Origin of the sequence: Nocardia ninae NBRC 108245, assembly GCF_007990755.1 — a bacterium.
Classification (GTDB): domain Bacteria; phylum Actinomycetota; class Actinomycetes; order Mycobacteriales; family Mycobacteriaceae; genus Nocardia; species Nocardia ninae.
Genome location: NZ_BJXA01000007.1, coordinates 103,249 through 122,752, shown reverse-complemented (window position 1 = coordinate 122,752; position 19,504 = coordinate 103,249). Strand labels below are relative to the sequence as shown.

Genomic DNA, 19,504 nt, shown 5'->3' with positions numbered 1-19,504 from the left:
TGAGCCAACAGACCATTGAGACGCTCACTGTCGGTCCGTAGCGTTGCGATATACCAGCCGATAGCGAGTGATTGGACGAAAGATGACCATCGAAATCGGGGTAATCCTGCCCACTTCGACCCCTGATCCCACGCAGCCGATCCTGGGTGATGTGCGGGCGAGTGCCCGTTTCGCCGAAGAGCTCGGTCTCGATTCGATCTGGTCCACCGACCACCTGGTGGCGAGCGCGCCGATGCTGGACAGCACCGTCACGCTGGCCACCGCCGCGGCGGTCACCGAGCGCGTCAGTATCGGTTTCAACGTCATGCTGCTGGCGCTGCGCCCGGTCGCCTGGGCCGCCAAGCAGATCAGCACCCTGCAACAGCTGTCCGGCAACCGGCTCGTGGTCGGTGTCGGCACCGGGAATCCGGCGCACGGCGACATCGGTTGGCGCGCGGCGGGCGCCTCCTACGCCGACCGTGGTCGGCGCACCGACGAGGCGTTGCGGGTGCTGCCCGGGCTCGTCACCGGACAGCCGACCGTGTTGGACGAGGGGCTGGAGGTTACCCTCGCGCCGGGTTCGGTGCTGCCGCCGGTTCTGGTGGCGGGCAACAGTGTTCGGGCGCGGCGCAGGGCAGCTACGTACGCCGACGGATGGATCACCATCCAATCGGATCTGGAGCAGTTGACCAAAGACATTGCCGAGCTGCAGGAGTTCGCCGCGCAGCGCGACCGTGCGCCGCTTTCGGTCGCCGCCGTGGTTCCGGGGTTGCCCTCGGATGTCGACGAGGCGGCCGCCCGGCTGTCCGCATTCGCGGCGCGGGGCGTAGGGCGAGCGATCCTGGTGCCGACCGGGCCCGAATGGCAGCGGGACTATGAGTTCGCCGCGAAAGTCCGTGCGGCGCTGTAGATCCGCGACTACTTCTGAGACGTGAAGGCCGCAGCCATCTTTCGATGGTGCGGCCGACGTCTCGTGAGAGCCGGGACGGAGTGAGCGGGGCGCTCGGCGGCCGTGCCGTCGGAAATCGTTTCCCCGACGGGTCAGGTCGATGGCCCCAGCTTCAGCGGGCGGTATCCGGGCTCCGCTGATTCGGTGCCGTCCGCGTCGCCGGGGCGGGAGGTGCTCGCCTTCTCGGCGGGACTGACACCGGCCTTGTCAGCTGGACTCGCGGCGCTCGCTTTATCAGCGGCGGCACTGGCTTTGCCGTCCTGGGTGGCGTCTTCGCCCGCGACCGGAGACGCTGCACTGAGCGATGCCATTCCCGCACTGCCGGTGGCGATTCCAGCGGCGACACCCGCGCCGAGTGCGACGCCGAACGGGACGGCCGCGACGCTACCGGTGCCCGCCATCGCACTACCGGTGCCCGCCATCGCGGCGAAGGGTGCGGCAGCCGCACCCGCGCCCGCCAGGCTCGCGCTACCGGTACCCGCGGCCGCGCTGCCCGCGCCGAGGACGGCCAGCGGGGTGCCGAGTCCGCCGGTGGCGACGCTGCCGGAGGCGCCTGCGGCAGCGCTGCCGGTGCCGAGCAATGCGGCGCCCGCGCCGAGGACCACCCCGAGGGGTGCGAGTGCGGCGCTACCGGTTCCGGCCGCCGCGCTACCGGTGCCTAGGAAGGCCGCCCATGGTGCGGCGGCGACGCTGCCGGTCCCCAAGGCCGCGCTGCCGGTGCCGATCAGGGCGGCAAGCCCGAGTCCGAATGCCGCGCCACTGGTGCCGAGTGGGCCCGCGGTGTCGACGAGCCCAGGAAACAGCACGGAGTTGAGGACTGTGCGGCGGGGGCCCGCGGTGTCGACGAGTCCCGGGATCAGTACGGAGTTGAGAACTGTGCGGCGGGAGCCCGGGGCGTGTGTCGTCGCGACCGCCGAGGTCGCGTATGCCGGGACCGAATGCTGGTGCGGTACGGCGCTGGTCGGGGCCGACGCCGTCGCCGCCGCCGCGACGAGCGCGGGGCAGGTCAGCATGGTGGTGGCGATCGCCGTTCGGAGCACGTACATGGGTTGAGCGCCTTCCTCCCGGGCCTGCGCACGACGGCGTCGTGGCGTGGCCGACGATGTGTCCGGCGAGCACGTTCAAGATCAACCTACCGGCAACCTTCCGGGATTGATGGCATATTGCTATCGCAAGCAGCGGTGAGCCGGTTGTTCGGCGCGCCATTACTGTCCACGGCATGGGAATCACGCTCAGCGACGCCACCATCGCCCTGCTCGACGGCAAGAACTACGCGGTACTGGCCACCCTCAACGCCGACGGCAGCCCGCAGACCTCCGCGATGTGGGTGCTGCGCGACGGTGACGACCTGCTGTTCTCCACCCTGGAAGGCAGGCTCAAGCACCGCAACATGCTGCGCGACCCGCGCGTCAGCGTGACCGTGCTCGACTTCGCCGACGGCGAGAACTACGTCGAGCTGCGCGGCCGGGCCACCATCACCCACGACGACGACCTCCGGGTCGGCCACCGGCTGTCGTGGAAGTACGACGGAAAGGACCACGACGAGCCCGCACCGGGTCAGGTCCGGGTCGCGGTCCGCGTCGAGATCGACAAGGCGACCGGATACGCGGCCTGACAACGGCTCAGGCATGGTCGACACGCCATTAGGCCCGGTGTCGAAGTCCTGTCCGGCGCCTCCGGCCGGACTTCGATCCAGCGCCTAGGGTGAGTCGGCATGGACACCGCCGCGATCGCGCCGACGAGGGTTGTGCCCATCGAGCGTTCGGCGGTGCCGCCGGTTCGGCGTCGGTCCGGGCGCGTGCCACCCGTTGTGGTCGCGGCGGGATGTCTGATCCTGCTGCAACTCGCGCTACGCGGTTGGGTGGCGGGTAGCGGCTACTTCTATTGGGACGACCTCATCCTGGTCGGCCGGGCGGGCCGCTATCCGCTGCTCTCCGCAGACCTGCTGTTGCACGACCACGACGGGCATTTCATGCCGCTCGCCTTCGCCACCGCTTGGGTGGTGACCAAGGCGGCACCCTTCGTCTGGACCGCGCCGGTGATTTCGCTGCTGGTCTGGCAGCTCGCGGTGTCGTCGGCGGTGCTCCGCGTGTTGTGGATCCTGCTCGGGGCCCGATGGGTGCTGCTCGTACCGCTCACGTTCTTTCTGTTCTCACCCGTGACGTTGCCGGCGTTCGCCTGGTGGGCGGCGGCGTTGAATGCGCTGCCACTGCAATTCGCGCTCGCCTGGGTCATCGGGGACGCGCTGCTCCTGATGCGCAGCGGGCGGCGCCGATACGCCTGGTCCGGGATCGTGGTGCTCGCGGTCGCGCTGTTGTTCTTCGAGAAGTCGGTGATCGTCCCGTTCGTCGCGTTCGCCGTCGCGGTGCTTGCCCACTATGTCGACGGGCGGGAATCCGCCGTTCGTGTGGTGCTGCGGCGCGGCCTGCGATTGTGGGTGGGATCGGGCCTGGTGTTGCTCTGCTGGCTGGCGGGGTATCTGGCGGTGGTCGGTGTTTCCGGGGTGCACAACAACCCGCAAGGCCTGCGCGACTGGCTGCCCAACACGACCTCGCTCGGCGTGGTGCCCGCGCTGGTCGGCGGACCGTGGCGCTGGGAGCGTTGGTTGCCCGCCGCGCCGTGGGCCGATCCGCCGAGTGTAGCAGTGATCGCGGCGTGGGTGGTGCTGATTTCGGTGGTGGCACTGTCCATTCGGGCACGCCGCCGGGTGTGGCCGGTCTGGTTGCTCGCCGCAGCGTATGTGCTGCTGATGCAGTTGCCCGTGGCGCTTGTTCGCGGCGGTCCGAACACTGCGGCCGAACTCATGCAGTCGCTGCGCTACTTCGCCGACCTCGGCGTGACACTGGCAGTCCTGGGTGCGTTGATACTGCGGGCGAGTCCCCGCGGCAGCGCACGCCTCGGCCCGCGCATCGCGATACCGCTGGTGGTGCTGTTCGTCGTGAGCAGCCTGTGCTCCACCTACACCTTCGTCCGATCCTGGCGCCCCAGTCCGGCCAAAACCTATGTCACGAACGTGAAGTCGGCCCTCGAACACTGGGACGGCGTGCCACTGCTGGAGCAGGAAGTCCCCTGGGACGTCCTGAACCCGCTGGCCTACCCGCAGAACCTGACCAGCCAGGTCCTCGCACCCCTCGCCGCACCGGGCACCTTCGCCGACTCGACCCCGCACCTGCGCATGATCACCGACAGCGGCACCGTCGTCGAGGCGCAGGTCTGGTGGAATCGCCAGATCATCCCCGGCCCGGACCCCCACTGCGGCTACCGAATCGAGGGTGGCGCGAAAGTCCCGATTCCACTCAACGGCCCCATGCTCGAGCACGAATGGACCGCCCAACTCAACTACCTCGCCAGCCGAGACGGTCAACTGGCCGTAGCTTTCGAACACGGCAAAACCGTCTCCGTCCCGGTCCACCAAGGACTCAACACCGTCTTCGTCCGACTGGTAGGCAGCGGCTCTGCCCTCCAAATCTCCTCCCGCACAGAGCACCTCGTCGTCTGCCTGGGTTCCGGACCGGTGGGTGTCGCCTCCTACGACAACTAACTGGAGATGGTCCTGCCTCAGTTACCTCCGCAGGTGATGTCCGCGGGCGGGACCAAGTCGATCAGATACGTCAGTACCGGGCCATCGATGCACGAATCGCCGTGCAACGCGGCGCCGTGCACGAAACCGGTGTTGGTGATCAGTGCGGCGCCGAGATATTCGGCCAGCTTGCGCCCGCCCGCATAGGAAGTGGCCGGATCGCCGGTCGTGGCTACGACCACGGTCTTCGGCAAGCCGGGTACCGCAGGCACATGGGGCAGAGAGGTCGGTGGTACCGGCCAGAAGGCGCAAAGGCCCAACGGTGCCTGGCCGGTGCCGGGGCCGTCGAAGAAGGCCGGCGCGGCTTCGCGGGCCCGGCGGTCGGCGGCAGCGGCGGCGGCGCGATCGGTATGCCGAAACCCATCGAGGCACTTCACCGCGTTGTGCAGGTCGGTGTCGGCAATGTCTGCCCACTTGTCCGCGACAGTCAGCAAGGTGTCGCCGCGTCCCTGCGCCAGCTCGGCCAGGCCCTTGGTAAGCACCGGCCAGGTCTGTTCGCTGTACAACAAACCGGTCACCGCTTCGAGCGCGTCAGGATAGGCGAGCCCGCGCGGATCGGCGGTGTCGGCGGGTCGCTTGATCAAGGGGTTGAGCAGGTTTCGCAGTCCGGTTGTCGCGTCAGCGCCGAGTGGGCAGCCCGGGTGCTCGGCGCAGTCGGCCGCGTAGGCATCGAATGCTCGCTGAAAGCCCGCCACTGCGTACCGAGGATCGAGGAAGTCCGCCGCAGGATCCATAGCCGCGTCCAGGACCATCGCGCGCACCTGGTTCGGGAACATCTCCGCGATGGCTGCGCCGAGCTTGCTGCCATAGGAGCCACCGAAGTAGGTCAGCTTCTCGTCACCGAGTACGGCGCGGATGACATCGAAATCGCGGGCGACCTCTGTGGTTCCGACGTGGCCGAGCATGTCGAGACCGGTGCGCTGCACACACTTCGCGGCATAGTCGGCGTGCTCCCACTCGGTCTGCGCGATACCCATCGGCGACGTGTCGATATCGAGGTCTTGTCGCTGTGCCCGAAATTCGTCGGAAGTCAGGCACTCGACCTTAGGTGTCGATGCGCCGAGTCCGCGCACGTCGACCCCGATGACATCGAACCGTTGCGCCAACGCGGACTTTTCGGCCAATCGGCGCGGAAAATCCAGTCCTGGGGCGCCCGGTCCGCCCGGATTGGTCAGCACCGAGGCGACGCGCGCACCATCGGCCCGCAGCCGCGAGATCGCGATCCGAGCGGTAGGTCCGTCGGGCCTGTCGTAATCGATGGGCACGGTTACCCGCGCGCACTCGATCCCCGCGGCACTCAACCCCGCACCGCCCGCGTACTCGTCACACGAACCCCAGTCCAGCGACTGCTTGTAGAACCGGTCCAACCCCGGATTCGACTCGGCGTGGACCGCACCGCCTCCGGCAACGAAGAGCATCGCGGCGACCACCCCAAGCCGAATCGAGGCTCGTGCCGATGGGCTGCTTCCGCTGGGCCAGCTGAACATTCATACCCCTGTCGACTCAATCGCGGCGTACCGAATCAATCACGCCAGAAACTATTCGTCGCGCAGCGACCGCTGGATGAGTGTGGACTCGCGATCGATGAAACGTCGGTGCCATTAGTTGGCAGGCGTCAGTCGGGTGGGTGCGAACGGCGAAGGCCGCCTGCATCTTTCGATGCGGACGGCCTTCGGGTGCCGGGGAAGGTCAGCGGGCGAACAGGAGTGCGCGCTTGACTTCTTGGATGGCCTTGGTGACCTCGATGCCGCGGGGGCAGGCGTCGGTGCAGTTGAAGGTGGTGCGGCAGCGCCAGACACCTTCGACGTCGTTGAGGATGTCGAGGCGTTCGCGGGCGCCTTCGTCGCGGCTGTCGAAGATGAAGCGGTGGGCGTTCACGATCGCGGCCGGGCCGAAGTAGCTGCCGTCGCTCCAGTACACGGGGCAGGAGGTGGTGCAGCAGGCGCACAGGATGCACTTGGTGGTGTCGTCGAAGCGGGCGCGGTCGGCTTGGCTCTGGATGCGCTCGCGGGTCGGCTCGTTACCCGAGGTCATCAGGTACGGCTTCACGGCACGGAACGCGTCGAAGAACGGCTCCATGTTCACCACGAGGTCCTTCTCCACGGGCAGTCCGCGGATCGGCTCGACGGAGATGGTGATGGACTTACCGCCCTTGGGCAGCATGTCCTTCATCAGGACCTTGCAGGCCAACCGGTTCACGCCGTTGATCCGCATCGCGTCGGAGCCACACACACCGTGCGCGCAGGAGCGCCGGAAGGTGAGCGTGCCATCGAGGTAGGACTTGATGTAGATGAGCACGTTGAGGAAACGGTCGGTCGGCAGGACCGGCACCTGGAACGACTCCCAGTGCGCGCCCTTGTCGTCCTCCGGATTGAACCGGGCGACCTTGACGGTGATCATCACCGAGCCCTCGGGGACCGGGGCGGGCTTGGCCGGGGGTGTCTTCTCGAGTACGGCAGTCATCAGTACTTACGCTCCATCGGCTCGTAACGGGTCTGCACCACCGGCTTGAAGTCGAGGCGGATATCCGAGATGAGATCCGGGCTCTCCTTGTAGGCCATCGTGTGCCGCATGAAGTTCACGTCGTCGCGGTCCGGGTAGTCCTCGCGGGCGTGGCCGCCGCGCGATTCCTTCCGGTTGAGCGCACCGACGACGGTGACCTCGGCCAGCTCGAGCAGGAAGCCGAGCTCGACGGCCTCGAGCAGGTCGCTGTTGTAGCGCTTGCCCTTGTCCTGCACCGTGATCCGGCTGTAGCGCTCCTTGAGCACGTGGATATCGGTGAGGGCTTGCTTGAGGGTGTCCTCGGTGCGGAACACGGCGGCGTTCATGTCCATCGTGTACTGCAGCTCGGTGCGGATGTCGGCCACCCGCTCGTTGCCGTGGTCGGACAGGATCAGCGCCAGCCAGTCCTGCACCATCCGCGCCGGCTGCTCCGGCATCTCCACGAACTCGGTGCGGTGCGCGTACTCCGCAGCGGCGATACCCGCGCGGCGGCCGAACACGTTGATGTCGAGCAGCGAGTTGGTGCCGAGGCGGTTGGAGCCGTGCACCGAGACGCACGCGCACTCACCGGCCGCGTAGAGGCCCGGCACCACGTCGGTGTTGTTGCGCAGCACCTCACCGCGGATCTTGGTGGGGATGCCGCCCATCACGTAGTGGCAGGTCGGCATGACCGGAACCAGCTCGGTCACCGGGTCGACACCGAGGTAGGTGCGGGCGAACTCGGTGATGTCGGGCAGCTTCTCCTCGAGCACGTCCGCGCCGAGGTGGGTCACGTCGATGTAGACGTAGTCCTTGTTCGGTCCGGCGCCGCGGCCCTCGAGCACCTCGAGCACCATCGAGCGGGCGACGATGTCACGCGGCGCGAGGTCCTTGATGGTGGGGGCGTAGCGCTCCATGAACCGCTCGCCGCTGGCGTTGCGCAGGATGCCGCCCTCGCCGCGGACGGCCTCGGAGATGAGGATGCCGAGCCCGGCCAGGCCTGTCGGATGGAACTGGTGGAACTCCATGTCCTCCAGCGGCAGACCCTTGCGGAACACGATCGCCATGCCGTCGCCGGTCAGCGTGTGCGCGTTCGAGGTGGTCTTGTACATCCGGCCCGAGCCGCCGGTGGCGAACACGATCGACTTCGCGTGGAAGACGTGGATGTCGCCGGTGGCCAGCTCGTAGGCCACCACGCCGGTCGCGACCTGACCGCGGTCGGTCTCGCTCATCACCAGGTCGAGCACGTAGAACTCGTTGTAGAACTCCACGTCGTGCTTGACGCAGTTCTGGTACAGCGTCTGCAGGATCATGTGGCCGGTGCGGTCGGCGGCGTAACACGCGCGGCGCACCGGCGCCTTGCCGTGGTCGCGGGTGTGCCCACCGAAGCGGCGCTGGTCGATCTTGCCCTCGGGGGTCCGGTTGAACGGCAGGCCCATCTTCTCCAGGTCCATCACCGCGTCGATGGCCTCCTTGGCCATGATCTCCGCGGCATCCTGGTCCACCAGGTAGTCGCCACCCTTGACGGTGTCGAAGGTGTGCCATTCCCAGTTGTCTTCTTCGACATTCGCCAGTGCGGCGCACATGCCACCCTGCGCCGCGCCGGTGTGGCTGCGGGTCGGGTAGAGCTTGGTCAGGACGGCGGTGCGCGCCCGGGGCCCTGCCTCGATCGCCGCGCGCATGCCGGCGCCACCGGCACCGACGATCACGACGTCGTAGCGATGCTCCTGAATCCGCGATTCACTCATCGGAGTGGCCTGTTCCTAACTGATGTTGGGGTCGAAGGTGAAGATGACGTAGGTGCCGACGGCCAGGATCAGGATCATCGAGATGGCCAGCAGCGTGTTCAGCCAGAATCGAGTCGAGTCCTTGCGGGAGTAGTCCGCGATCACCGTGCGCAGGCCGTTGCCGCCGTGCAGCTGGGCCAGCCAGAGCATGGACAGATCCCACAGCTGCCAGAACGGGCTGGCCCAGCGGCCGGCGACGAAGCCGAAGTTGAGCCGCTTCACGCCGCCGTCGAGCAGCAGCATGATCGACATGTGGCCGAGCACCAGAATGATCAGCAGCAGGCCGGAGAAGCGCATGAACAGCCACGCGTACTTCTCGAAATTGTTGTTCGCGCGGGCACGTGGCGAGCGCGGCGAGTCCAAGCTGGCCGGCCTGTCGTAAGACTTACCGAGAACAGGTGCGCTCATGCCTCTACCTCGCTGACGCTCGGTGCCGGCATGACCGCACAGGCGGCTGTGTTAATTGTTCGCTCGCTTCGCGCGCTCATTGTCAGTGCTCCGTGAACAAGTAGAAGAACATGCGCCCGATCGCGGGCGCGGCCAGCACGAACACCACCGCGAGAACGACCCAGAGCATCACGCGCTGGTACTTCGGGCCCTTGGCCCAGAAGTCGATCAGGATCACGCGGACGCCGTTGAATCCGTGGAACAGGACGCAGACGACCAGTCCCATTTCCATCAGCGCGACGATGGGGCTCTTGTAGGTCTCGATGGCCCGGTTGTAGGTGTCCGGGCTGACCCGGACCAGCGCGGTATCCAAGACGTGCACGAAGAGGAAGAAGAAGATGGTGACACCGGTGATCCGGTGCAGCGCCCAGGACCACATGCCAGGGTCGCCTCGGTACAGCGTCTTCCGCTTCGGCTGTGCCGGAGCTTCTATCGTGGTCATAGAGTGCGGTGCCTCCAACGTCGTTGATGGACCCGGTTCATTGATCCGAGGCCGGCTGCGTTGGGCGCAAATGCCCAGGTGGCTGCGCTGCGGCCCGCTGCCGGGAACCTGAACCGATCTGTTCTGGACTCTAATCCTCTAGGTTTGCCGGAACTAATTCGGCGTGCCGTGCGTTGCGCTACAGTCTGGCGGGTTAGGTTTACCTTTCTTGATGTGTGAAGGGTTCCTGCGAGGGCCCCGCACGGCCTGGTTCGGCTTGCTCCAGAAGAGGTTCCCGATGTCGCAAATCGACTGGAAATCCCTGCACGACAACGCGATTCAAGTTATGCACAACGCCTATGCGCCGTACTCGCGGTTTCCGGTCGGTGCGGCGGCTCTCAGCGCCGACGGCCGAATTGTGAGCGGTTGCAATGTGGAAAATGTCTCATATGGATTGGGCCTGTGTGCCGAATGTGTACTCGTCGGTAACTTGCATTCGGGCGGGGGCGGCCGGTTGCTGGCCATCTCGGTCACCGATTCCCGCGGCGAAATTCTGATGCCCTGCGGGCGCTGCCGCCAACTCCTCTACGAACACGGTGGACCCGACCTTCTGGTCGACCACAAGGACGGACCCGTTCCGCTCCGCGACTTGCTACCCCATGCCTTCGGCCCCGACGACCTGGACGCCGGCCAGGTGTGACCGGCGCAGGCTTCAGCAGTCCGCGTCGAGCGCCGCGTCGATCTCGGCTTCGGTGGCACGAGCCACCGGCGGGAACTGGATCGGTGGAATCCCCAGCCGTTCCATGATCAGCGTGAAAGCTCGACTCACGCTGTTGGCGTGGTCGATCAGCCTGCCGGTCTCGATCCGGCAGCCAGCACTACTTCTGGTGAGTTGGTAGAGCGACTCGCTGTGCGTGTCTTCGATGTCAGTGACCCGTGTCTCCAGCATCGCCACACGGTGTTCGATGTGTATGGATGTCATCGTCGGCGTCAGCAGTCCGCGTCGAGTGCCGCGTCGACTTCGGCCGCGGTGGTGATCTCTGCTACGCGGTTCGGCGGGATGCCGATGTACTCCAAGAGCAGCGCGAAGCTGCGTTTCTGCACGATCCTGACTTCGCAGACCTCCCGCTTCAGGTCGTACAGCGCGTCGCCGTGCGTGTCCTCGATGTCGGCCACCGGCGCTTCGAGCTTCCCCACGCGGCGGTCGATGTGTGCGGATGTCATTGATGCCCCCTAGCCCCTCGAAAGATTGATGCGGTGAGGCTATCGAACCTGTCCGACAAGAACCAGACTTGGCTCGGTTCTCATGCCAGACTGGCGAATGTGACGGCACTGGACGCGGTTTCGATCATTACGACCAAGCGGGACGGCGGCGAGCTGTCGGACGCGCAGATCGACTGGGTGGTCGATGGCTTCACCCGGGGAGCGGTGGCCGACGAACAGATGTCGGCGCTGGCGATGGCGATCGTGTGGCGCGGGATGACGCGGCGGGAGACGGCGCGCTGGACCGGCGCGATGATCGCGTCGGGCAGTCGGCTGGACTTCACCGATCTGCCGCGCCCGACCGTCGACAAGCATTCGACCGGCGGGGTGGGGGACAAGATCACGCTGCCGCTGGCACCGCTGGTCGCGGCCTGCGGCGCCGCGGTGCCGCAGCTGTCCGGGCGCGGGCTCGGGCACACCGGTGGCACGCTCGACAAGCTGGAAGCCATTCCAGGTTGGCAGGCCGACGTCTCGGTGCCGCGCATGCGCGAGATCCTCGCCGACCCCGCGATCGGCGCGGTGGTGTGCGCGGCGGGTGCCGATCTCGCACCAGCCGACAAGCGGCTCTACGCGCTGCGCGACGTCACCGGCACGGTCGAATCCATTCCGCTGATCGCCAGCTCGATCATGAGCAAGAAGATCGCCGAGGGCACCGCCGCATTGGTGCTGGACGTAAAGGTCGGCGCGGGCGCCTTCCTGAAAACGCTCGACGGTGCCCGCGAATTGGCTACGGCTATGGTCGAATTGGGCACTGATGCCGGGGTGCGAACGGTGGCGTTGCTGACCGCGATGGACACCCCGCTCGGCCGCACCGCGGGCAACGCTCTCGAAGTCGCCGAGTCGGTCGAGGTGCTGGCAGGCGGAGGGCCCGCCGACATCGTCGAACTCACCATCACGCTGGCACGGGAGATGGTCGCTCTGGCGGGCCTGGACACCGACCCGGCCGACGTGCTCGCCGACGGTCGGGCAATGGACCAGTGGCGCGCGATGGTTCGCGCCCAGGGCGGCGACCCCGACGCGCCGCTGCCGACGGCGCGGCACACCGAGGTCGTGCGCGCCGAGCACGACGGCGTGCTGACCCGCCTCGATGCCATGGGCGTTGGCATCGCCGCATGGCGTCTCGGCGCGGGCCGGGCCCGGCAGGGTGATCCGGTTCAGGCCGGGGCGGGCATCGAAATGCATGCCAAGCCAGGCGATTCGGTGACCGCTGGCCAGCCCTTGCTGACATTGCACACCGATACACCGGAGGCTTTCGCCGGTGCCCGAGCCGCGCTGCAGGATGCCTTCGCCGTGGGTGAGTCGGCCGAAAAGCCTTCGACCCCACTGATACTCGGCCGCATCGACGCCTGACCTCGCTCGCAGTCCGCGAATCTGCCTGCGGCGCGGCGTTTCTGGCAGCTGATGGTCGACGGCGCAAGATAATGACCACTCGGTAAATCGCGAAGCCAGGTGCCTCGAGCATGGAACTCCAGGCAAGCTCGGCGATAGCTGAGGGCAAATCCGCACGGAGTCGGGGACGGGGCACGTGAATTGGTGTGCGCCGCAGATCGTCAGTGATCTCACGCGCCGGTATAGACGTGTGTTCTGGACCGCACATATCGGTTGTTATCGGAGGTCAGCGGGGTGCGCGGTGCGGGCGGTTGGTGTCCGGGTGTGGGACGGCGCGGGGTGGTCGGGCAACGAGATGGTTGCCACTTCAGCAGTCTGGTGCCGTTCCGGCGCGGTGCGGCTACCGTCGTTACATGACTGGACCGACCGCATTGACCCTTGCCTCGATCCGCCAGGCGCCAAAAGCGCTGCTGCACGACCACCTCGACGGTGGTCTACGGCCTGCCACGGTGCTGGAGCTGGCCGCCGAGTGTGGTTACGAGGACCTACCCGCCAACGATGAGGTAGCACTTGCCAACTGGTTCCGGGACGCGGCCGACAGTGGCTCGCTGGAGCTGTATCTGGAGACCTTCGCGCACACCGTCGCCGTCATGCAGACGCCGGAGGGCCTGCGCCGGGTCGCCCGGGAATGCGCGGAGGACCTGTCCGCCGACGGCGTGGTGTACGCCGAGGTGCGCTTCGCTCCCGAACAACACCTGGAACGGGGATTGACGCTCGACGAAGTGGTGGAACACACCCTGGCGGGGTTCCGCGAGGGCGAGGCGGCGGCCGCCGCGGCCGGACGGCCGATCGTGGTCACCTGCCTGCTCACCGCCATGCGGCACGCGGCACGCTCGCGCGAGATCGCCGAACTCACCGTGCGCTTCCGCGACCAGGGCGTCGGCGGCTTCGACATCGCGGGCGCGGAGGCCGGGTACCCGCCCAGCAGGCACCTCGACGCCTTCGAATACATGCGAGCCAACAGCGCGCACTTCACCATTCACGCGGGTGAGGCGTTCGGCTTGCCGTCGATCCACGAGGCGCTGGCGTTCTGCGGCTGTGACCGGCTCGGCCACGGCGTGCGGATCACCGACGACATCAGCGTGCCCGGTGCGATCGAGGACGCGCGCCTGGGCCTCGTCGCGAATTACGTGCGCGACATGCGTATTCCGCTCGAGTTGTGTCCGTCGTCGAACGTGCAGACCGGTGCGGTGCCCTCGCTGGACAAGCACCCGTTCGACCTGCTGGCCCGGTTGCGCTTCCGCGTCACGGTGAACACCGACAACCGTTTGATGAGCGACACCACCATGAGCCAGGAAATGCTCAAGCTCTCCGACACCTTCGGCTACGGCTGGACCGATCTGGAGCGCTTCACCATCAACGCGATGAAGTCGGCGTTCATCCCGTTCCCGGAGCGGCTGCGCATCATCGACGACATCATCAAGCCCGGCTACGCGGTGCTCCTCGGATAACAAAGGGACGCAACAAATTCCGATCCTTTGCGGAAGGGAACTGGTGGTGTGCTCTCTCGGGCGATGCCGTCACCAGTTCCCCCTCGGCCGGGCGTGCGACCGCTCGGCGGGTCGACGACGTGCGTTCGGCGAGGGTTTGGGGTGAGAACGTCGGTGGTGCGGCCGCTTCTCGGGTGGTCGGCGGTGTCAGGTGACCGGGTCATCGTGCGCAGCGACGAACACGGGCCGCCGGTGCGTTGTAGTTCGACGCCGCGGTCGGCACGCCGGTGTCGGTGTTCTCGGGGACTGGCGGTGCGGCCGTTCCGACCTCGGTCGTGGTGGGGGTGCGCGGGTGCCGGTTCGCCGGTTCGCTAGCGTGGCGAACTATGGCGACATTGCGGATCCCCAGTCGATTCAACGGCCCGCCCGATTCCGGCAACGGCGGCTACGTGGGTGGACTGCTGGCCGAGCAGCACGCGGATGCCGCGGTCACGGTGATCCTGCGCAGCCCGCCGCCGCTGGACAAGCCGCTCGAAGTGCGTGCGGGGGAGTTGTACGACGGCGACACCTTGCTAGCGGAATCCCGAATAGGCGAATTCGACCGGGACGCACCGCCATCCGTGCCCTTCGCGACCGCGGCCGAGGCGGCGAGCTCCTACCGGAGCAACGAGATGTTCGCGTCCTGCTTCGTCTGCGGCAGCGGTCGCCCGGACGGGCTGCGCATCGAGGCGGGCGCGGTCGGTGACGGCCTGGTGGCCGCACCGTGGATCCCCGACGACTCGCTCCCGCTCGGCCACGCCGTGCTGTGGGCCGCGATGGACTGCCCCGGCGGCTGGTCGCTGCCCGATATGTTCGACCGCCCCGCCCTCCTCGGCTCCATGACCGCCGCCGTGCACGACCTCCCCGAGGTCGGCGAACAGTGCGTCGTCGTCGGCGAGAGCCACGGCGAACAGGGCCGTAAAGCCTTCTCCTCCACCGCCGTCTACGGCGCCGACAACCGCCTACTTGGCCGAGCCGAGCAGATCTGGATCCGACTGAAGTAAGACCCAGCGCAACTGGCCAGTTCGAGGCCTGCTGCGCTGTGTCCAGCTACTCGACGCACCAACTGATTTCGTGAGCACATGGATAACTCCGCGGGGACCAGCTGACCTAGCCGACTCCTCGACCCGCCGGTCGCCCGCCCACTTCCCGTGGCACCTGGGTCTGGCCGAATACACGGAGAGGCGGAACAGCAGCCCCTACTGCGGGTTGAGCCGGGACTCGAAGTTGCGCTCCAGTTCCCGCCAGGACTGCGCTTCCGCCGCGAACGGCGGGTTGGGTGCCATCCGGTTGGGGTCCGGGTTGAGCAGGTACGAGACGTACCAGCCGAGCGGATTGGACTGGGCCAGCGCCTGTTCCACGACGTCGTCGCCCGCGTAGTCGGAGGCGTCGGTGAACAGTTCGACCGCGAGGTCGAGCTGCTCGATGTCGACGGCTTCCGGTCCTTCGGCGAGGTCGTCGGCGAGGCCGGGCAGCACGTAGACATTTTCGTCGCTGACCTCGACCTCGAGCGAACCGTCCACCGCGGCGGTCTGCACGTCGGCGAAGGTGCTGACCCTGGCGAGGTCGTGTTCGTGGTCGTCGGCCAGGTACCTGGCCAGTGCCCGCTCGGAGTTGAACACCGTGATGGCGTTGTCGGAGCCGAGGAAGATCGGCTCGTCGTCGAGGTAACAGCGCAGCGTGAAGTAGGTGCCGTCGGAGGTGATGATCTTGACCGGGTCGATGCCGACCTCGTGCCAGAACGTCTCGTCCTCGTCTTCTTCGTCCTCGTCGTCCGCGTCGAGGTCGACGGGTTCGAACTCGTCTTCCTCGTTGTCCGCGGCGTCGTCGGCGTCGACCACGTTCTCCTCGGCGGCCAGCAGCTCGGCCTCCGCGACGGCGACGGCTTCCGCGTCGACCTCGGGGGTTTTCACGACGGAGTCGATGGCGTCGAGGACGCTGTCCCAGCCCTTGGCGATGGCGGCGCCGATCTGGTCCCAGAGTTCTTCGCCGTCGCGCCCGACGAAGGCGTTCACGCCGCCGGGCAGCGCGCCGAGCACCGGGTGCGACCCGAAGAACTTGGTCACCGTCTCCAGCTCGCACACCTCGCCGATGTTGCGGACCATGCTGAGGGTGTCTTCGAGCTCGGCGATGGTGTCCACGTCGGGCTCGCCCGCGGCCAGTTCGGGCACCGCGACCAGATCGAAGGAGAAGTTCTCCTCCGGCTCCAGCTCGACCGCCGACAGCGCGACGACGACCTTCCATGCCGGATGCTCGACGAGGTCGTTGTCGGAGTTGGTCCGGATGAACGCGGCCAGCTCCGCAACGGTCTCGAAACCGTAGAGGGCGTCCTCGTGTCCGAGGAACGCCTCCCACTCGTCGTCACCGTCTCGCCAGCGCGGTGCCCACAGGGTGACGAGATCGCCGTCGGTCAGGCCGAGCTCGATCGGGACGATGTCTCCAGAAGCCATGAGCGGAAGCCTATCGACCTTCCGCGTCAGGCACTATCCGGCCCGCCCCCAACGGTTCCTTGGGCGTCGTTCGCCCCGGGAACGAATGACTCGTTCAGTGTCGCAACGACCTTCGAGCGCTGGTTGCCCGCGTCCTCGGCGGCCTGCCTGCAAGCCCAGACGATCAGCTGTCCGACCTCGGCGGGCGGCAGCGAGGTGACCGTCTCGGCGAGGCTCAAACCGACGAGCGCGCCGTCGCTGTCGACCTCGACGGTGACCGTGCCGTCCTCGGTGGTGTGCCGCCCGCGCACCTGCTTGAGGCCGTACAGCGCGGCCTCGAGTGCTTCCAGCTTCTGCGTCGCATTGGCGACCAGAGCGTCCATTTCCGCACTCATGCCTCCACCTCGCTGGCGCTCGGCTCCGCCATGAGCGCCGGGGCAGCTGTGCTCATTGTTCGCTCGCTCCGCTCACTCATACAGGCCTCATCCACGTCGTAGGTCCGGTGTCCGCGTCATCGATCCGGTCCAGCTCGTCCACCGCTGCCTGGCGGGTGGGCAGGCCGAGCCGGTCCAGGATGTCGGCGGGCATGCCTGCCTCGGCGAGCAGCTCGCGGCGGCGCGCCTTCGCGGCGACGGTGGAGCGTTTGGTGAGCCGCAGGATCTCGTTCGCGAGAGATTGTGCGCCGTAACGGTATTCGCTGCGCTCGAACTTGATCTCCACCGGCATGCCCTGATCGGTGGCCCGCACCGAGATGGTGCCCGACCGATTCGTGCTGGCCGCGACCGTGACGTTGGGAACCTGCGGTTGAGTCATGACGTCGGCCTGTAGAAGCCGTAGAAGCCCATCCCTGAGTTCTCCGTTCGAATCGAGCTGATCTGGACCGGGTCGCCTGCCTCGACGAATTGGCCGTTGCCGATCACCATCGCGACGTGGCCATCCCAGATGGCCAGATCGCCGGGCATCAGGTCGCCGGGGGAGACCGAGGTGCCGGTGGCCTGCTCGGCGGCCAGGCGTGGCAGCTCCACGCCCGCCTCGCCGTAGGCGAATTTGGTCAGCCCGCTGCAATCCAGGCCGGCGCCGGGGGTGTTGCCGCCCCACACGTACGGCGTGCCGACCGCGCTGATCGCCGAGCGCACCGCGGTCGCGGCCTTCTCGTTCGGCGCCTCCACGGTGCTGCCGTCGGGCAGCGTGATCTTCACGCCGGTGCCGTCGGCCATGCCCGAGGAGCCGGTGTCGGGTTTGGGTGTGCCCGCCGGGCTCGGGGTGGTGGACTTGGTGCCGACTGTCGTCGAGTTGGTGGTCGAGGGCATCGCGGTGCTCATCAGGCTGCTCGCCATCGAACCGACACCGCTCAGCGCGCTGGTCGCGGTCGAGGCCAGCTGCTGCGCGCCCGCTGCGGAGGTGGCCGTGCCCGCGAGTGATGGAGTGGGCGGCGGCGGGGTGAGTTCGGACATCGACGCGGTGTGCGTGCCGAGTTCGTTCTGCACCCGGCCGACCACGTTGAGCGCCTGGCCCAGATGGTCGATCGCGGAGCCGACGATCATCGTCAAGCCCGCGGGGGTGGCCAGGGCAGGGCCCGCGCTCGCCGCGGTGTTCACGAACGACTGGGCAATCCCCGCGAGGTCCTTCTGACCCGTCTCGACCTCGGCCGCAGCCTGATTCACCACGGTTGCCATCTCGTTGCCACGGTCGGAAATGGTGGCGGCGGAGGTCTGTACCCGCAGCGCCTTCGAGGTGGCGGCGTCGGCGGCCTGGCCGTCCCACGCGGTGTTCATGCCGTTGATGCTGTCGCGGCCCATCTGGTGGATCTGGTCCACCACGCTCGACGTGCTGCGCAGCGCGTCGGAGGGGCCGCCGGTGGGTAGCACGCCGGAGCCGAAGCTGGAAAGCAGGTCGAATATCGGCTTGGCCAGTGCGTTGATATCGATCACAGGCTCAGCCGTCCAATTCGGTGGCCACGGTCCGCAGCGCTCCCGCGTTGTTCAGGTCGGTCTCGGTGAGCACCGTCGCCGCGCCGGTGGCCGCGCCGCCCATGCTGGCGAGTACCGCCGACAGCTGGCCGATCGAGGCGACATGTCCCGCGTGCGCGGCGGCGTAGGCGGCCATGAAATCACCACCGATCAACCCCATGATCGGGCCGAGCAGCGCGGGCTCGGCCGCCGCGGCACTGGCACCGGCCGTGGCCATCTCCCCGGCCATCACATGGGCGGTCGCGCCGTAGGCTGCGATGCCCTCGGTGTCCGCCGACATCTTCCGCATCAGAGCTTCCCCCATCTGTTGTTCCCAGGCAGAGTACGTCATTCACTTGGTTCGACGCGCCCTCTTCCCGTTCGGTTCCCACCGATCCGAAAAAACTTTCGGGTAGAGCGTCGGCGGCGGACCCACCGGTCACTTTATCGTTCCCTCATGCGCACTCACACCGTGGACCATCCGCTCGCCGCTGCCCTGTTGACCACGATGCGAGACGAGCGCACCGACAATTCCGCCTTCCGCGCCGCGCTGCGCGATCTCACCAGGATCCTCATCTACGAGGCGCTGCGGGACGCGCCGGTGCGGCGCTTCGAGATCAGCACGCCGGTGGCGGTGACCGAGGGCGCGCGACTGGCGCAGCCGCCGCTGCTGGTGCCGGTGCTGCGGGCGGGCCTCGGCATGGTCGACGTGGCCGCCGAGCTGATCCCGGACGCCAGAATCGGATTCGTCGGCATCGCCCGCGACGAGGACACCCACGAGCCCGTCCCGTACATGGAGTCGCTGCCTGCCGATCTGGCCGGACTCCCGGTCTACGTGCTCGACCCGATGCTGGCCACTGGCGGCTCGATGCGGCACACCCTCGAACTCCTGGTCGCCCGCGGCGCCACCGACATCACCGCGGTCTGCGTCGTCGCGGCACCGGAAGGGGTTGCCGCACTGACCGATTCGGGCCACCCGGTGCGCCTGGTCACCGCCGCCGTGGACGCGGGCCTGAACGAGCACGCCTACATCGTCCCCGGCCTCGGCGACGCGGGCGATCGCCAGTTCGGCCCGCGTTAGACCGCCGGTGTCACCCGCGCGACGGCGCCCGGTCGCCGTCGCGCGGGAGTTCATCCGTCCTGGGCTCGGGTGAACAGCTCGAGGTGGAAGCAGTCCTTGCATCGATAGGCATCGACCAGCCAGTGCGCGCGGCCGGTCCGCTTCGCGCCCCAGAAGCCGATCTCCAACGGTCCTTCGACCCAGCGGGCATGGCCGCGTGAACTGTCGCCGGAGTCCTCGATGAAGCCGGGCATCATGCCCTCGCTGCCGCAGTGGGTACAGTGCATCGCCGTCATCATCT

The 19,504-nt window shown here is 67.5% G+C and carries 22 protein-coding genes; 8 read left to right on the top strand and 14 right to left on the bottom strand.

Features of this window, described 5'->3' with window-relative positions; all coding sequences use genetic code 11:
• The first annotated feature begins 82 nt into the window (after positions 1-82).
• A complete protein-coding gene (locus tag NN4_RS08085) occupies positions 83-889 on the top strand; it encodes an LLM class flavin-dependent oxidoreductase (protein ID WP_147129329.1) in 807 nt (268 codons plus the stop codon).
• A gap of 131 nt (positions 890-1,020) precedes the next feature.
• Here the strand turns inward: NN4_RS08085 and NN4_RS08080 are convergent, their stop codons facing one another.
• The gene (locus tag NN4_RS08080; RefSeq protein ID WP_147129328.1) at positions 1,021-1,974 is read right to left on the bottom strand and encodes a hypothetical protein; all 954 of its coding nucleotides are present in this window, start codon (positions 1,972-1,974) and stop codon (positions 1,021-1,023) included.
• Positions 1,975-2,147: 173 nt separating this feature from the next.
• Between NN4_RS08080 and NN4_RS08075 the strand changes: the two genes are divergently transcribed.
• A complete protein-coding gene (locus NN4_RS08075; RefSeq protein WP_135234943.1) occupies positions 2,148-2,543 on the top strand; it encodes a PPOX class F420-dependent oxidoreductase in 396 nt (131 codons plus the stop codon).
• Positions 2,544-2,642: 99 nt separating this feature from the next.
• Positions 2,643-4,469: a hypothetical protein gene (locus tag NN4_RS08070; protein ID WP_147129327.1), complete on the top strand. Its 1,827-nt coding sequence runs from the start codon at positions 2,643-2,645 to the stop codon at positions 4,467-4,469.
• A 17-nt stretch (positions 4,470-4,486) separates the two neighbouring features.
• Here NN4_RS08070 and NN4_RS08065 read toward each other — a convergent pair whose 3' ends face one another.
• The 5 genes from NN4_RS08065 to sdhC form a co-directional block, all read right to left on the bottom strand.
• Entirely contained in the window at positions 4,487-5,926 is a 1,440-nt protein-coding gene (locus NN4_RS08065) for an alpha/beta hydrolase (protein ID WP_246180768.1), read from the bottom strand.
• Positions 5,927-6,197: 271 nt separating this feature from the next.
• Positions 6,198-6,971 (bottom strand): succinate dehydrogenase iron-sulfur subunit, encoded by a 774-nt coding sequence (locus tag NN4_RS08060; protein WP_135234946.1) that lies wholly within the window; start codon positions 6,969-6,971, stop codon positions 6,198-6,200.
• Entirely contained in the window at positions 6,971-8,722 is a 1,752-nt protein-coding gene (sdhA, locus tag NN4_RS08055; RefSeq protein ID WP_186818323.1) for a succinate dehydrogenase flavoprotein subunit, read from the bottom strand. The genes NN4_RS08060 and sdhA overlap by 1 nt, the downstream gene beginning before the upstream one ends.
• A gap of 30 nt (positions 8,723-8,752) precedes the next feature.
• Complete coding sequence (locus NN4_RS08050; RefSeq protein ID WP_107654318.1) at positions 8,753-9,184, bottom strand: succinate dehydrogenase hydrophobic membrane anchor subunit; 432 nt, start codon at positions 9,182-9,184, stop codon at positions 8,753-8,755.
• An 82-nt stretch (positions 9,185-9,266) separates the two neighbouring features.
• Positions 9,267-9,665: a succinate dehydrogenase, cytochrome b556 subunit gene (gene sdhC / locus NN4_RS08045; protein ID WP_147129325.1), complete on the bottom strand. Its 399-nt coding sequence runs from the start codon at positions 9,663-9,665 to the stop codon at positions 9,267-9,269.
• Positions 9,666-9,942: 277 nt separating this feature from the next.
• Between sdhC and NN4_RS08040 the strand changes: the two genes are divergently transcribed.
• On the top strand, positions 9,943-10,344 hold the full coding sequence (locus NN4_RS08040) for a cytidine deaminase (protein WP_147129324.1): 402 nt from the start codon (positions 9,943-9,945) through the stop codon (positions 10,342-10,344).
• A 12-nt stretch (positions 10,345-10,356) separates the two neighbouring features.
• On the opposite strand, the gene NN4_RS08035 is transcribed toward NN4_RS08040, so the two are convergent.
• Positions 10,357-10,593 carry a hypothetical protein gene (locus tag NN4_RS08035; protein ID WP_147129323.1) on the bottom strand — a complete coding sequence of 79 codons (237 nt, stop codon included), beginning with the start codon at positions 10,591-10,593 and terminating at the stop codon, positions 10,357-10,359.
• 41 nt (positions 10,594-10,634) lie between these two features.
• Positions 10,635-10,868, bottom strand: a complete 234-nt coding sequence (locus NN4_RS08030; protein ID WP_147129322.1) for a hypothetical protein — start codon at positions 10,866-10,868, stop codon at positions 10,635-10,637.
• Positions 10,869-10,967: 99 nt separating this feature from the next.
• On the opposite strand from NN4_RS08030, the gene NN4_RS08025 reads away from it, so the two are divergent.
• The 3 genes from NN4_RS08025 to NN4_RS08015 all read left to right on the top strand — a co-directional run bounded on the left by NN4_RS08025 (position 10,968) and on the right by NN4_RS08015 (position 14,769).
• Positions 10,968-12,257 carry a thymidine phosphorylase gene (locus tag NN4_RS08025; protein WP_147129321.1) on the top strand — a complete coding sequence of 430 codons (1,290 nt, stop codon included), beginning with the start codon at positions 10,968-10,970 and terminating at the stop codon, positions 12,255-12,257.
• A 392-nt stretch (positions 12,258-12,649) separates the two neighbouring features.
• Positions 12,650-13,747, top strand: a complete 1,098-nt coding sequence (locus tag NN4_RS08020) for an adenosine deaminase (RefSeq protein ID WP_147129320.1) — start codon at positions 12,650-12,652, stop codon at positions 13,745-13,747.
• Positions 13,748-14,112: 365 nt separating this feature from the next.
• A complete protein-coding gene (locus tag NN4_RS08015; RefSeq protein WP_147129319.1) occupies positions 14,113-14,769 on the top strand; it encodes a hypothetical protein in 657 nt (218 codons plus the stop codon).
• A 195-nt stretch (positions 14,770-14,964) separates the two neighbouring features.
• Here the strand turns inward: NN4_RS08015 and NN4_RS08010 are convergent, their stop codons facing one another.
• From NN4_RS08010 to NN4_RS07990, 5 genes are all read right to left on the bottom strand, one after another.
• Complete coding sequence (locus NN4_RS08010; protein WP_147129318.1) at positions 14,965-16,215, bottom strand: SatS C-terminal domain-containing protein; 1,251 nt, start codon at positions 16,213-16,215, stop codon at positions 14,965-14,967.
• A 26-nt stretch (positions 16,216-16,241) separates the two neighbouring features.
• On the bottom strand, positions 16,242-16,589 hold the full coding sequence (locus tag NN4_RS08005; RefSeq protein WP_147129317.1) for a YbaB/EbfC family nucleoid-associated protein: 348 nt from the start codon (positions 16,587-16,589) through the stop codon (positions 16,242-16,244).
• A 76-nt stretch (positions 16,590-16,665) separates the two neighbouring features.
• Positions 16,666-17,007 carry a hypothetical protein gene (locus NN4_RS08000; protein WP_147129316.1) on the bottom strand — a complete coding sequence of 114 codons (342 nt, stop codon included), beginning with the start codon at positions 17,005-17,007 and terminating at the stop codon, positions 16,666-16,668.
• Complete coding sequence (locus NN4_RS07995) at positions 17,004-18,125, bottom strand: NlpC/P60 family protein (RefSeq protein ID WP_147129315.1); 1,122 nt, start codon at positions 18,123-18,125, stop codon at positions 17,004-17,006. The genes NN4_RS08000 and NN4_RS07995 overlap by 4 nt, the downstream gene beginning before the upstream one ends.
• Positions 18,126-18,129: 4 nt before the next feature.
• The gene (locus NN4_RS07990; protein ID WP_135234957.1) at positions 18,130-18,453 is read right to left on the bottom strand and encodes a type VII secretion target; all 324 of its coding nucleotides are present in this window, start codon (positions 18,451-18,453) and stop codon (positions 18,130-18,132) included.
• Positions 18,454-18,600: 147 nt separating this feature from the next.
• Between NN4_RS07990 and upp the strand changes: the two genes are divergently transcribed.
• Complete coding sequence (gene upp, locus NN4_RS07985; RefSeq protein WP_147129314.1) at positions 18,601-19,224, top strand: uracil phosphoribosyltransferase; 624 nt, start codon at positions 18,601-18,603, stop codon at positions 19,222-19,224.
• Positions 19,225-19,274: 50 nt separating this feature from the next.
• Here the strand turns inward: upp and NN4_RS07980 are convergent, their stop codons facing one another.
• Positions 19,275-19,499 carry a hypothetical protein gene (locus tag NN4_RS07980; protein WP_107660048.1) on the bottom strand — a complete coding sequence of 75 codons (225 nt, stop codon included), beginning with the start codon at positions 19,497-19,499 and terminating at the stop codon, positions 19,275-19,277.
• Between the last annotated feature and the right edge of the window lie 5 nt (positions 19,500-19,504).